10 protein-coding genes are annotated in these 14,468 nt (G+C 40.7%); all 10 read right to left on the bottom strand.

From position 1 onward, the window contains the following. Positions 1 to 186 precede the first annotated feature (186 nt). The 10 genes from spoVK to AAEO50_RS02945 all read right to left on the bottom strand — a co-directional run bounded on the left by spoVK (position 187) and on the right by AAEO50_RS02945 (position 14,433). Complete coding sequence (gene spoVK / locus AAEO50_RS02900; protein ID WP_341980515.1) at positions 187 to 1,128, bottom strand: stage V sporulation protein K; 942 nt, start codon at positions 1,126 to 1,128, stop codon at positions 187 to 189. A 490-nt stretch (positions 1,129 to 1,618) separates the two neighbouring features. Then, entirely contained in the window at positions 1,619 to 1,852 is a 234-nt protein-coding gene (gene hfq, locus AAEO50_RS02905) for an RNA chaperone Hfq (RefSeq protein ID WP_341980234.1), read from the bottom strand. A 26-nt stretch (positions 1,853 to 1,878) separates the two neighbouring features. Continuing rightward, a complete protein-coding gene (gene miaA, locus AAEO50_RS02910) occupies positions 1,879 to 2,835 on the bottom strand; it encodes a tRNA (adenosine(37)-N6)-dimethylallyltransferase MiaA (protein WP_341980236.1) in 957 nt (318 codons plus the stop codon). 180 nt (positions 2,836 to 3,015) lie between these two features. Further along, entirely contained in the window at positions 3,016 to 5,403 is a 2,388-nt protein-coding gene (locus tag AAEO50_RS02915) for a penicillin acylase family protein (RefSeq protein ID WP_341980239.1), read from the bottom strand. Positions 5,404 to 5,526: 123 nt separating this feature from the next. Further along, the gene (locus AAEO50_RS02920; RefSeq protein WP_341980241.1) at positions 5,527 to 6,102 is read right to left on the bottom strand and encodes an MFS transporter; all 576 of its coding nucleotides are present in this window, start codon (positions 6,100 to 6,102) and stop codon (positions 5,527 to 5,529) included. After that, complete coding sequence (locus AAEO50_RS02925) at positions 6,099 to 7,532, bottom strand: FAD-binding oxidoreductase (RefSeq protein WP_341980517.1); 1,434 nt, start codon at positions 7,530 to 7,532, stop codon at positions 6,099 to 6,101. The genes AAEO50_RS02920 and AAEO50_RS02925 overlap by 4 nt, the downstream gene beginning before the upstream one ends. 601 nt (positions 7,533 to 8,133) lie before the next feature. Then, entirely contained in the window at positions 8,134 to 10,011 is a 1,878-nt protein-coding gene (gene mutL, locus AAEO50_RS02930; RefSeq protein WP_341980243.1) for a DNA mismatch repair endonuclease MutL, read from the bottom strand. Between the two features lie 13 nt (positions 10,012 to 10,024). Then, positions 10,025 to 12,652: a DNA mismatch repair protein MutS gene (gene mutS, locus AAEO50_RS02935; RefSeq protein ID WP_341980245.1), complete on the bottom strand. Its 2,628-nt coding sequence runs from the start codon at positions 12,650 to 12,652 to the stop codon at positions 10,025 to 10,027. Between the two features lie 189 nt (positions 12,653 to 12,841). Then, positions 12,842 to 13,483, bottom strand: coding sequence for a DedA family protein (locus tag AAEO50_RS02940; protein ID WP_341980247.1), 642 nt, complete (start codon positions 13,481 to 13,483; stop codon positions 12,842 to 12,844). Positions 13,484 to 13,599: 116 nt separating this feature from the next. Further along, entirely contained in the window at positions 13,600 to 14,433 is an 834-nt protein-coding gene (locus AAEO50_RS02945; RefSeq protein ID WP_341980249.1) for a hypothetical protein, read from the bottom strand. Between the last annotated feature and the right edge of the window lie 35 nt (positions 14,434 to 14,468).

Here is a 14,468-nt window from a genome sequence, read left to right on the forward strand (position 1 = left end):
CTAAGCCCTGTAGCTGGACAGGTGACCCCTTTGAATTTAAATAGGCTCACCAACCGCCCGCGGAAAGCGAAGTCTTGCACGGAAATCATTAGCGGTAATAAGAACCTCCACTGAAATTATTCGTCTTTTGGTATGTGTTATATGTTTAGTCCCCGCCTCTTTCATACCAGCTACCTTTTAGAACAGTTAATCTAACGTCCCCTTGGTGAAAATTAAGTCATTGCTCCTGATGGTGATTAAATCATTTCTACTATAACAATTCTCCAAGAGAAGTCTCATTGCCTGTGCCCGGATCGATTTTTCGAGTATGTTCCTAACGTACCTTCCATTTGAAAATGCCATCGGGGATAGATTATTCTTTGCTGAGTATAAATGGTCCCGGATTTTCCGTTCGGCATCAGAACTTAATAAGTATTGTTTTTCATCCAGCATCCTTTTTACGATTTCCATCAATTGATCGACAGAATAATCTGGAAAGTGAAATACGAGAGGAAACCTTGATTGCAACCCTGGATTCAACGTGAGAAAATGATCCATCTCTTTTGAATATCCAGCAAGGATCAGGATGAACTCATGCTGCTTATCTTCCATATGCTTGACCAGGGTATCGATCGCTTCCTTCCCGAAATCCTTTTCTCCCCCTCTTCCCAAAGAATACGCTTCATCAACGAATAAGATCCCGCCTAAAGATTTTTTGATCAAATCCCTTGTTTTTTGGGCAGTATGGCCAATATATTCCCCAACCAAATCCGCTCTTTCAGCTTCGATTAAATGACCTTTCGATAAAACATTCATCTTCAAAAATAGTTTGCCGATGATTCTTGCCACAGTCGTTTTCCCTGTACCCGGATTGCCTTTAAACATCATGTGAAGTGCTTGCTTCCCAGCTTTCAGCCCCATTGCCTCACGCTTCTTGTTCACATATATCCATGCATAGATCTCTTTAACCATCTTTTTCATTTCTTCCATCCCGACAAGAGATCCTAACTCTTCTTCAATCTCCTTTAACGCAACATGCTCCTGAGGGAATGATTGGTGCAGGGAATCCGGCTTAAGTGTATCTTTAACTGAATTACGCTTTTGTGAATTAAGTACAATGCTGATTTGTCCATTATTTTTCATTCTCATTGGTTGCTGATCCAAAAATTTCACCTCACTATTCTACAGACAGTATACGCTTAGAGGCCTTTTGGGTGACAAATGCCTATATTCTCTCCTTTATTTCGACAGGCAGCGATAAACGAAAGAAAACGAAATGAAAAAAACGCAGAATTCTGTCATATCATGCGCTTTCCCGAGAAATATACAGAATACTGAACGTTCATGAACAACTATACAATGAAAACAATCCCTGCTATATCTTCATGTTATTTAATCTAGAAAATATACAGATGGATTCTCATATCATTCTATTCAACCTTTATCTAATTCATTAATTAAAAGTATATTTTTTTAAAGATTATTTGTTTTAAAATAAAGTCAGAGTTAAACGGAGAAAGCTGAATTCCTTAACTCGAGAATGAATTTCAGCTCCCGGTTCATCTTCAAAATAAAAAAGCTGCCCGATGCATAAAGGCAGCTTTATCAGTATCAAATGATTAAAACCAGAACTAAACGTTTAGTTACTTTCTTCAAAATTTATTTGAACATTTCGCTGAGGAGCGAATGTCGAAATGGCATGCTTATAGACAAGCTGCTGTTTCCCTTCACATTCAAATAGAACGGTAAAATTGTCAAATCCCTTTACCTGGCCGCGGATTTGGAAGCCATTTAAAAGGAATACCGTACATAGTGAACTGTCTTTTCGCAATTGGTTCAGGAATTGATCTTGGATATTAATGGATTGTTTCATGTTTAGTCCTCCTCCTCTATCTCTACTTACTTATTCGACTTTAGTTCAATCTTTCCTGCAATAAATTTGGAAATCTCTTTAATAATTTTTTGGTGTGATTCATCGGTCACATCAAACCAGGTTACATCCATCTTATTACGGAACCACGTTAACTGCCTCTTTGCATATCTTCGTGAATTCTGCTTTAAGTTCTCGATGGCACGATCTAAACTTATGCTTCCATCGAGGTATTCATAAATCTCTTTATAACCGATAGCTTGAACGGATTGGACATCACGCACTCCAAGGTCAAATAAAGTTTTCACCTCTTTGATGAGCCCTTCATCTATCATTAAATCAACCCTCATATTAATTCGGTTATAAAGTTTCTCCCGATCCATGGTCAGGCCAATCAACGCTGTGTCATAAAGCAGTTCATCTGATTGACTTTGCTGATAGCCGGTCATTGTATTTCCGGTACAATGAAAGATTTCCAAAGCCCGGATCACCCTTCTTATATTGTTAGGATGGATATTTTTTGCTGCTTCCGGATCAACGCGCTGGAGGTGATCAAAAAGAGGGGCAATACCTTTTTCCTCGACTTTTTCTTCCAATCTTGAACGATATTCAGGATCGCCTGGTGCATCCGTAAACTGATAATCAAAAATGACGGATTGAATATACAGTCCTGTTCCACCAACAATCATAGGCATCTTACCGCGTGAATCGATTTCTGCGATTTTTTCTCTGACAAGCTGTTGAAATTCTGCTGCCGAAAACGATTCGTGAGGGTCCTTAATATCAATGAGATGGTGCGGAATCCCTTCCATTTCTTCCTCGGTTATTTTCGCAGTACCGATGTCCATTCCTTTGTATATTTGCATGGAGTCCCCGCTGATGATTTCTGCATCAAACGTTTTGGCAAGCTGAATGCTTGTTCTGGTTTTCCCTACGGCGGTCGGGCCGATGAGCACGATCAGTTTTGGTTTGGTAGTGTGAGGCATACTTTCACTGCTTTCTATGTAAATCTTCCCTTACATATTATCGTACCATAATAGTTTATAAAATCACATCTTGTTAGTATACCCTTTTTCTATTTTTTTATTCGGTTTCTTGTATCTTGATTAAAGAAGTCGTCTTATACCCTTATAACTGAGTTTGTATAAAGGGGATAAGACGCCAGTTTATTCAGCCTTTAATACTAATTTATTTTTAGCTTCAACATCAGTTATAGACGTTTTGTGATACTCCCCCTTCACCCAGGCATCTATTTGATTATCATACCAATCACTCTTGAAGTGGCCAGCCTGGCCCGGCCCTACAATATGATACCCTTCAGACATGTTTGCAGCGTCAATTACAAACCTCCAGGAAGCACCGTGGTTAACAATTCCTTCCTGATTATAACTCGCTGCCTGGACCGTGACCCTGCTTCCTCCGACAGGGATGGGATCTTTTCTGTTAAAGAACCATTCCAATATTGGTGAAGCTCCAGATATAGGGTGCTCAAAATAAACTTTATGGAAATCCCCCCATTTCCACTTACCCATGTCGGTACCATAAGACTCCTCCAATTCGAGTAAGGCCTTGTTTAAGGAACTCTGCAGATACTCATGATATCCACCGTAAGGTTCAAACCAGGAAGATACTTCCCCTTCATGAGCTTTCCGCAGCATTTCATCTACAATACTTTGACGGCCTTCAAAAAGTTCCATCAATTCTGGTGGTACCTCTTTCTTAAACATCTCCTTGGATAGGATGTTCATCCATGAGTGAAACAGCAATGGTGCTGATTTAGATTTTTCATCTTTATAGTCCCACTTTGCCAGGATTTCAATAGCTTGTTCTTGTTTGGAAGTTAATTCTTGGTCTCTTAAATCTCTTAAAAAAATCGGCACAAATTCAGCGGCGTGTAAATTGACTTGGTCCATTTGGAGCTCTTTCATATTCTGTACCGTTAAATCATCTTTCCCTTCCAGATACCGAGCGATTCTCATGTATCGGTAAGGCTGTGCCCAATGATGACTGATATGATAAGGATAGCTTTCGTCAATGACTCTGTTATTTGCAGTAGCTACAAACCCTTTCTCAGGGTTTACGACAGTAGGAAGTTTGTCGAATGGTATAAATCCTTTCCATTCGTATTCCTTGTCCCATCCCGGAACCGGCAGCATTCCGTCCCCTTTATTACGAATCGGTATTTTACCATTTGCTTTATAAGCAATGGTCCCGTCTTGTGAGGCAAAGACAAAGTTTTGGGTAGGCGTATGAAAGTCTTCCAGTGCTTTCTCGAACTCTTCCCAGTTACCTGCTTTATTAATGTTGATGATGGCCTGAAGTTCTAAACTCGGATCTAAAGCGGTCCATCTTAGGGAGAGCGCATGTTCTTCATCTGATTGCCCGGCAAAATCGGAAATGATAGGTCCATGTCTTGTAATAATCACTTCATATGGGATCTCATCCTTCCCTTTCACGAGAATGGGTTCCTGAATGAAAGTTGCTTCCTCCCACCGGTTATCATATAGAAAAAGTGAAGAATCCTTTTTGTGTCTTTTTTCTATATATAAATCCTGTACATCAGGGCCAGTATTAGTTACTCCCCAGGCGATTTTTTCATTATGACCTAAGATGATTCCTGGAATTCCGGCGAAGATCACTCCGCTTACATTCACTTCGGGTGATTTTAAATGCATCTGATACCAAATGGAAGGTGTCCCCAGTGATAAATGCGGATCATCAGCAAGCAATGGTTTTCCGTTTGCCGTTTTTTCCCCGCTGACCACCCAGTTGTTGCTCCCATTAAATTCAGGAGGAATCACGGCTCCAGCAAAAGATTCTTCAATGTTGATTGAAAGGTCCCCGATGGAAGAAAGGATCTCTGGAGCACCTTCAGGGTACGAAGGGAATAGGTCATATGCCTTATCCTCAGATAGATTCTTCAAGGCCCAGTACCTGAAAGCCTGCCCCTGCCAGTGCCCCCCTAAATCAAATGCCATATATTTACCTATGGTTAATGAATCTATGGGCGTCCACTTTTCCGGCTTGTACCCCAGAAGTGTAAATTCGACCGGCATCCTGCCATCCTCTTTCGCTTCCTTTATGTATGCATTGACTCCTTCTGCAAACCATTCAAGGATTTGTTTTGTTTCATCAGGATAGGCTGTATAAGAAACTTCAGCAGCCCTGCGCAGTCCCAAAGTGCGGAAAAATTTATCACGTTCTACTGTTTTTTCACCTATGACTTCACTTAATCGGCCTGATGCCTGCCTTCGGCTTAAGTCCATTTGAAATAATCGGTCTTGAGCCTGGACATAACCCTGGGCTATAAACAAATCCTTTTCATTCTTTGCCGATATATGAGCAACGCCTTGATTATCTCTGATAATCTCTACATTTTGAGACAAAGCGTTTAATGAAACGGTTCCAGAAGTCAAAGGTAATGATCTCTCAACATAGAAGTTTACCCCTATGATCCCTCCTGCCAAAAGAAAAACCAATATCCCAAGCGTCCATAGTAAAATTACAGACCGTTTCTTCTTTTTTATCGGTTGAAGCTCTACTCCACCATTCATCTTACTCCCCCTGTATATTTTATGGAAAATTCAGAAATATCCGTCCTTGTTTACATATTAGCTTTTTATTAGTAATTTCCTTCTTATTTTCAAAATATGGAAGAGCAAAAGATCAAAATGGATTCAATTCGCTTTCGTTCTTTTCACCCGCTGTTTGTAGGATGGTAAGTAATCTGTATGACTTATAATGAGGCTTATACCGCTTGCCAGAAAGAAGATGGAGCACCCGTAAAAAATATAATGGATTGTAAAGTAATTCAATAATAGGCCGGTCCCCATGACGGCAAAACTTGAGCATAACGACGTCCAAAAGTGGTAGTTTCCTATCATCTTTCCCCTGCTGCCATCATAAGAGAATTCACTGAGTACCAGCTTTTCACTCGTCTTCTGTACGGCTCCCAGCACACCGAGAACAATCTGAATGATATAGACAATCTCGATTGTGGTAACAGATGGTATGAGGAGAAAGAGAAAACTCATTCCAATAGCGTATAAGATCAGAAGTCTCATCCCACCTGACTTATCTGCTAATCTCCCAATCAGGCGATGACTGAGCGCTGCACTCAAGGTGAACAATCCATACGCAAACCCAAAGGAAGAAAAGGACCTGCCTATATTCTGAATAAACAGCAAATAGAACGGAAATGATACACTAGCCGCTGTCATTGCGAAACTTTGTGATAATATGAACCACTTCATAGACCATACTCCTGATAAAATTGATTCATGAATCTTTCTTCAGGATCCAGCTTTCTCTTCTTTCGAAAGAATTCGTCACTGTTTGGATAAGCTTCCTTCAGCTGATCTCTTGTTGGATACTCATAATAAGGTAAATAATAACTGCCTCCATGGTCTAATGTAATATCAATCATCCCCCTTACTGTTTCCCCTGTCTTTAAAATATCCTCTTCACTCATACCTTGATTAATGAGGAGCACGAGCGCAAACATATCCTCATTTGCAAATGACATGAGCGCATCATTGTTACGGCCAACATACCTGACAGTAATATTGATCAGATTTAATTCTCTGTCCTGAAGATAGGTCCTTAAGTCATTGATATATTTCTCATACTCATCTACAGGGACAAAGTACTCCTGCAAAATATCAGTATCATTCTCAGCCTCATATTCAAGGAATTCAGATTCAGATCTCATGACGTTATTTCTCGTCACCAATTTCTCATTCCTGTTATGAAAGAATGCTTTCTGCATATCCCAAAATGCATCTTTTCCCCAATCAAAGTCACGTGATACCCCGAGCAGGAACTTCGTTAAAAAAGTGAATCTCTCCTCTTTAAGTTTTCTGTATTGGCTGTATTCCTTTTGATTTTCACTAGAATAATAGTCAGTTACATACATCTCTTTCAAAAAGGAATCCGGAGCTGTCGAAATCCTCGCGAGATGCATCTTCACCTCATTATCTTCTAATACATGCTCCTTAAAATAGCCTGGGTATTCTTCGAATGACATTTCTTCTATTCTCATCGCATATAATTCATCTTCTGTTAATTGAAGTTCCACATCCAAAATGACTCCGAACAGGCCATACCCTCCTATTACCAAAGGGAAGTATTCACTGTTTTCACTCCTGGATACTTTGATGACCTTTCCGTCCGGTTTCAATAATCTGAACCAGTTAACTGTCTCGATTAAGGAGCCGTTACGAATATCCCTGCCATGAACATTTACAGAAAGCGAACCTCCGATGGTAAATATATTCTGTGATTGCATCACTTTCACCGCTAAACCATAGGGGTTGACCGCGCGTTGAATATCATCCCAGGTTGCCCCGCTCTGTACGTGTATCGTCTTATTGTCAGGATCAACGTGAAGAATTTCATTATAATCTGTCATATCCATAACCACTGCATCAGGATAGTAGGTATGTCCCCCCTGACTGTGTCGTTTTCCGGCAATCGAAATTTTTAAATCATTTTCATTCGCCTCGTTGACTGTTTCTATCATACTGTCCTCTTCTTTTCCCTTAACTATTTTCTTGATTTTAGTTGGCATTAACCGCCCCACATCGGTAATGACATCTTCTGTTTTGTCTGCAGCCATAAAAGTAAAAACTGAAGAGTAAATGAGTAAGAGACTAAGTATAAAAATGAATCTTTTTTTCTTTATGAGATTTATAAACATTTCCAACTCTCCTAACTAATTCCTTTTAGTGTAATTTTACACTAAAAAAGAAATAATTCAATATGGAGTTGGAAAAATATCTATTTCGTTTAGTTTCCATAATATTATTATTGTATCTAGTGAAAAAATGAGGTTTGGACAAATCTATAAAACCACTGTCTGAGGACGAACATTTTAGAGCCGGCTCTAAATACCGCTAATGATTTCCGTGCAAGACTTCGCTTTCCGCGGGTAGCCCGTGAGCCTCCTCGGCTTTGCCTGCGGAAAGAAAAGCGGAGGGGCTTTGCACAGCGGCGGGTGGCATAAGGCGAATCAGCCACGAAGGCGTTCTATGCCTTCTTGGTCGATTTGACTTATGACATGTGCTACTAAGCCCTGCAGCTGGACAGGTCTCACATTAGCTACTCTTCCCGCAGGAGTCTTCGTCTTGCACTCCAATCAACCGCTGGAACAAGCTAATAAGTACGTGTTTGTTCTAACAAAACAAAAAACCCGAACTAATTCGAATTCTAAAAAAAAGAATTTGAATTTTAGTTCGGATTTATATTTAACCAACACACATATGTCCCAGTCAGTCTCTTTTTAATTACATGATTCGTTTGAACATTTTTTCCATTTCATAGGTAGAGTAATGGATGATGATAGGACGACCGTGAGGACATGTGAAAGGGTCGGTGGTTCTTCTCAATTCGTCCAGTAATGCAAGAATTTCATCATTACGAAGATGATGATTCGCCTTGATGGAGCCTTTGCAGCTCATCATGATTGCCGCCTCCTCCCGAAGCTTCCAGATATCCACACGGTTCATCTTAAGTACTTGTTGAATCATATCTTCGATGGTATCTTTTTCTTCCCCTGGCGGAAACCATTGGGGATGGGCCCTGACTATATAGCTGTTTTGCCCAAACTCTTCAAGGAAGACCCCCACTTCTTCAAGCGCTGACCGGTTTTCATTGATTTTAATACATTCATCCGTAGAATACTCCAAAGTCAGCGGCACTAACAGTTCTTGAAGTTCCTTCGCCACTTGTCCTACTTTTTCTTTAAAAAATTCATATTTTATGCGCTCCTGGGCGGCATGCTGATCGATAATATACAGCCCTTGATCATTTTGGGCAAAAATGTAAGTACCGTGCATCTGGCCTACAGGATAGAGCGGCGGCACCCGTGGTGAGTCAGTAACTTCCTGCTCAAAAACTTCGACCGTTTCCCCAAATGGCTCTTCTTGCGTCCCTTCATCCATTTCATCTGTTTTGGATGGCTTTAACTCTGGAGATGGAGGATTTATATCTTCTTTCTCTTCACGTACATCATAAAGATCATTCTTGACCTCTTGTCCAAGACCTTGTTCCCTTACTGACCAGGAAGATGGACGTACCTCCTTCTTAACGGATCCAGATCCAGGTTCCAGGTCCATGAAGGTTTGTTCAGACTTTGCTTTTGCTGGTTTTGGAACCGGGGCTCCGGAAGGGATGAGCTCCTTTTGCTTAAAGACACGCTTTATCCCCTCTGTCACAAGAGCATTTAATTCATTCTCCTTACTGATCCGCACTTCCATTTTGGAAGGATGTACATTTACATCCACGAGCACGGGATCCATATCGATGTTCAATAATACAATGGGGTGCCTGCCGATCGGCAGTAACGTATGATACCCCTCACCTATCGCTTTTGCCAGGGCGTAATTTTTAATGAACCGCCCGTTTATCATTGTGGAAATATAATTTCTGGATGCACGAGTGACCTCGGGAAGAGAAATATACCCGTTTACACGGAAATCAAGCGTACTTACATCGATGGGAACCATTTTTTTTGCGATACCTACACCATATATAGCCGCCAATACTTGAAGAACATCACCATTTCCATTTGTGTGAAGAAGTGATTTGCCATTATGAAGAAGTTTAATAGAGACATCAGGATGAGCAAGCGCTATGCGATTTACTACATCAGTGATGTTTCCAAGTTCTGTATGAATGGTCTTTAAGTATTTCAAACGGGCTGGTGTGTTAAAGAAAATCTGGGAAACCGTGATATCGGTGCCCTTTCTTGATGATGTCTTTTCAAGCTTTTTAATCACTCCGCCCTGCAGCTCAATAAACGTGCCCGGCCCTTCACCTGTACTTGTACTCAATGTAAAATGGGAAACTGAGGCAATACTGGGCAGGGCTTCTCCTCTAAAACCAAGGGTCCGGATGCGGAATAGATCATTTTCATCTTTTATCTTACTGGTGGCGTGGCGCCTAAAAGCCGTCTTAACATCTTCTTCTTCGATCCCATCCCCATTATCGATGATGCGGATTGAGTTGAGACCCGCTTCTTCTATATGAATTTCTATTACGTTTCCATTGGCATCAATACTATTTTCCAAGAGTTCTTTTACGACTGAAGCGGGCCTTTCAACAACCTCGCCTGCGGCAATTTTGTTTGAAAGCGAGTCATCTAGTTGAAAGATTTTTGCCACGTTTACACCGCCTTTAGTTTTTTAACTTTTTTTGAATACCATATAAAGTGTTCATGGCATCCAATGGAGTCATTTCAAGAATATCGAGTTTTTTAAGTTCATCCAATAATTTCTTTTCTTTAGATGAAATGGTTGTTTCCTTTGTTTGCTTCTTTTCTGCTTGAAAGAAGGATAGCTGAGAGATTTCCTCATTGATCTCCAAGGCTTCGGACTCTTTCTGTTTAGTGACAGCTGCTTCTTGATTGGATATGGATAGCTGGTCTTCTTTTTGCTCCAGCTGTGATAATATTTCATTCGCTCGCAAGATAAGTGCTTGCGGCAGATCTGCAAGTTCAGCTACATGAATACCATAACTCTTATCGGCTGCTCCTTCTTTTATTTTATGAAGGAAGACAAGCTTTCCATTCTGCTCCATCGCACTGACATGCACATTTTTCACCTTATATAAATCATCTTCCAGGATGGTCAGTTCGTGGTAATGCGTGGAGAACAGAGTTTTTGCGCCGATATTTTCATGAATGTATTCTATAATCGCCTGTGCAAGTGCCATCCCATCATAAGTCGAAGTTCCACGTCCTATTTCATCGAATAGAATCAGACTCTGCTGCGTCGCATTGACGATTGCATTCTTTGCTTCAAGCATTTCAACCATGAATGTACTCTGTCCTGAAATAAGATCATCTGCAGCTCCGATACGGGTAAATACTTGATCAAAAATCGGCAGGTCTGCTTTATGTGCAGGTACATAACAACCAATCTGCGCAAGGATCGATGTCAAGGCAATTTGGCGCATGTACGTACTTTTACCGGACATGTTTGGCCCAGTGATTAGCAGCATTTCCCGTTCTGCATCCATGTAGCAATCGTTTGGTACATATTCCTGTGCACCCATGACTTTTTCAACGACCGGATGACGACCGTCTTTAAGAATGATTTTACGTTCACTATTAAAAGAAGGCTTGTTGTAATGCCTTTTTTCGCTTATCGTTGCGAAACATTGAAGAACGTCAAGTTCACTCACGAGCCTGGCCAATTTCTGAAGTCGGGGAATATACTCTTTTACAGTTTCACGTATCGCTGTAAATAGTTCATACTCTAAATCCACTGACTTCTCATCAGCTTGAAGAATGAGAGATTCTTTCTCCTTCAATTCGGGTGTAATGAATCGTTCTGCATTTGTTAATGTTTGCTTTCTTTCATAGCGGTTCTCTTCTAAGTGTTGAAGATTGGCTTTTGTCACCTCGATATAGTAACCGAATACACGATTAAAACCGACTTTCAGTGACCTGATTCCTGTTCGTTCACGCTCTTTACGTTCAAGTTCTGCAATCCAGCTTTTACCGTTTTTACTTGCATCCCGGTATTGATCCAATTCATCATGGTAACCATCCCTGATAATGCTGCCTTCTTTGATTGAAAGGGGAGGGTTGTCCACAAGTGCCTGCTCCAATAAATCCGTCAGGTCTTCACATGGATCCAGTTCTGCAACGAGTTCATCTGTCGCTTCATTTTCCATAGACTCTACAAGGTGCCTGAGTACAGGGATCTGCTGAAGTGATTTTTTCAGTTGGATGAGATCACGTGCATTTACGTTTCCGAAGGCAACCCTTCCTGCTAAACGCTCTAAATCATACACTTCTTTGAGCCGTTCCCTCAGATCCTGTCTCTCAAAGAATCTTTCTAACAGTACTTCTACCACCGTTTGCCGTTTTTGAATTTCTTTTTGTTGGATAAGGGGACGGTCAATCCACTGTTTAAGGAGGCGGGCTCCCATGGCCGTCATCGTTTCATCAAGCAGCCAGAGCAGTGAACCCTTCTTCCCTTTGGAACGGATCGTTTCGGTTAATTCTAGATTTCTTTTGGAATAGTAATCCATCTTCATGTATTGAGAAATCTGATACGTCTCTACTTCCTGTAAATGATCAAGACTTCTTTTCTGAGTACGGAAAAGATACTGAAAAAGTCTCGCGGAAGCCTCTTTCAGTTTATCTTGTTCAAGGGCTGCAAGAAGATGGGAAAAGGATGAATCAATTTGACTTTCCTGTTCAAATGAAAGCGTAATCTCATTTCTTTCGTTAATCCTTTTTTGCGTTTCTTCCTCAATATCGGGTGGAAGCACGACTTCTTTTGCGCCAATGGTCGATAGTTCATTTAATAATGTTTGAATCCCTTCTGTCACGAGGGTCACTTTAGATTCACCAGTTGTGAGGTCACTGTACGAAAGGCCAAAAGTGTGATCGTCAAAAGCAGTTACAGAAGCAATATAATTGTTTTCCTTGTCATTCAATCTCTTGCCGTCCATCACGGTACCAGGTGTAATCAGCTGCACCACTTCCCTGCGTACGACTCCCTTTGCCTGCTTCGGATCCTCTGTCTGTTCGCATATGGCGACTTTGTAGCCTTTGTCAATCAATTGTTCTATGTAATTGGGAGCAGAATGATATGGGACCCCGCACATAGGAATTCTTTCCTCGCCGCCCCCATCCCGGCTTGTTAACGTTATTTCGAGTTCTTGTGATGCCGAAATCGCGTCATCAAAGAACATTTCATAAAAATCACCTAATCGAAAAAATAAAAAGGCATCCTGATAATCTGCCTTCACCTGTAAATACTGCCTGATCATCGGCGTATATTGAGTCATGGTTCGAATCAAACCTTTCATGCTAATTCTACTAATCTCGACTATTCATTATATCACAACAATGGAAAAGCGAGCACCTCAAAAGCGGAGGCGGCTGGCATAAGACGGATCGGCTTACACACATACAAAAAACGCCCCTTCTATTAAGGGACGAATCATGAAAGTATAGAATAACCAGCCTGCACTGATTTATGAATCACCTTGCTTTGCCACTTTGGGCGCAACCTTATTTTGAGATGATTCTTCTTTTTTCTTCTTTCTTGTTGAATATAGAAATTTATATCCAATGTAAAGGATGAGCAAAACAGCTCCGCCGATGAAGATATAGTTCTGTACACTACTCATTAATGCCTGAACAGACTCCAAATGCCCGTTTTTTCCCACTATGAGCATGATAAATGTAACGGGGAAAATCCCCATAAACGTAAGAACACCAAACTTAAACTTGTTTACTTTACTAATACCGGACGCATATGAAATATAATTCCCTATTCCGAGTGGTCGTGAAAGAGCTATGCTCCAAACCCCATATTTTCTGAACCACTTCTGTGCTCTCTCCACTTTTCTTGTGTTTTTTTCATTCGTTTTATCTTTGATTGTATGCTTGATTTTAAAACCGATCACATATGGTATATAGCTGAAAACGGTATAGATCACGCTGCTGAAAACAGCAAGAGTGATCAGCTTACCCCATGAAGGATCAAGGAGATATCCATAGGTAAGTGTGACTAATACCCCGGGAAAAGGTAAAGACGAAGCTTCAATTGCATTCCCTGCAAATAGTCCCCACATCCCCATTTCTTTAATTATATTTATAATAAACTCTAACATGAGTTCCTTCCCTCCACGATTTGTTTAATTAACCATTTCCCTCTTTTAAGGATAAAAAACTCCCCCGCTTCGATTTTTACATACATTAAATGAAATAACTGTAAATCCCCCAGAACCTAGTGTATCAATTCCTTGAGTGCCTCGACGTCTATGCCCCATTGATCTTCCGGACCCGCTTTTCGGATGATCAATTCACCTCTTTTAACCGATTGTGTTTGATCACCTGATATCCATTTCAGTTTCAATTTCACTTCCAGTGCAAAGAACGGATGTAAATCCTCTGATGGCAGCAGGGAAAGTTCCGTAATATCGATGTGTTCAATCTCCTTTATCAATTTTTTGGCTGTTCCTTTTTCACCTTCCACTAAAACAAGTGAAAGAAGTTTGTCATCATGCTGATTGATTGCTATTTCCATCACATGAAGGCTTTCATACGGGTCCATATTGTATAAATACTTATGGAGTTCACCACCAGCTTTAAGAATCATTAATTTATGGGCTAAATCGGGTGTCGGAGTCTTGTGTGTGGTACTGCCATAAAAGTGGACACAAAAGTGACCCGGAAATCCGTTTTGGAGGGCACCCGCCCCATGTGGCATTCCGTTCATCGAAGCAGGGATTAAACGGTCATTGTATTGAATCAGAATAGCTCTTCTATCCCAGCTCCATTTACCACTGTAAATGCTTTTCATGATAGCTGTATCTTTTTTTGTAACAGGCTGTACATCAGCATGTTTACTTCCTGCCCTTCGCTGCACCTTGAAACTGAGACCCGTTTCCACATCGATGATGGTGAAAAAAGATTTCTTCGGTATCATTTTATTCACACTATTCCATGGCAGAATTTCAATCGAAAAAGAAGGAAGGGGGACTTGAATGGCCCTTTCATCTTTAATCATCTCCCCTTCAACTTTTCCAACTACAAGAAAGAAAAGTGCAAAAACAATCATTGCCCTTACATAACACATACTGAACCATACCTTTT

Origin of the sequence: Rossellomorea oryzaecorticis, assembly GCF_038405515.1 — a bacterium.
GTDB lineage: Bacteria > Bacillota > Bacilli > Bacillales > Bacillaceae_B > Rossellomorea > Rossellomorea oryzaecorticis_A.

Bases quoted from the DNA above. Each gene is read 5' to 3' on its own strand.
- AAEO50_RS02915 (WP_341980239.1), bottom strand. From the start codon at position 5,403: ATGAATGGTGGAGTAGAGCTTCAACCGATAAAAAAGAAGAAACGGTCT.
- AAEO50_RS02945 (WP_341980249.1), bottom strand. From the start codon at position 14,433: ATGATTGTTTTTGCACTTTTCTTTCTTGTAGTTGGAAAAGTTGAAGGG.
- hfq (WP_341980234.1), bottom strand. From the start codon at position 1,852: ATGAAACAATCCATTAATATCCAAGATCAATTCCTGAACCAATTGCGA.
- mutS (WP_341980245.1), bottom strand. From the start codon at position 12,652: ATGACTCAATATACGCCGATGATCAGGCAGTATTTACAGGTGAAGGCA.
- AAEO50_RS02940 (WP_341980247.1), bottom strand. From the start codon at position 13,483: ATGTTAGAGTTTATTATAAATATAATTAAAGAAATGGGGATGTGGGGA.
- miaA (WP_341980236.1), bottom strand. From the start codon at position 2,835: ATGCCTCACACTACCAAACCAAAACTGATCGTGCTCATCGGCCCGACC.
- spoVK (WP_341980515.1), bottom strand. From the start codon at position 1,128: ATGAGAATGAAAAATAATGGACAAATCAGCATTGTACTTAATTCACAA.
- AAEO50_RS02920 (WP_341980241.1), bottom strand. From the start codon at position 6,102: ATGAAGTGGTTCATATTATCACAAAGTTTCGCAATGACAGCGGCTAGT.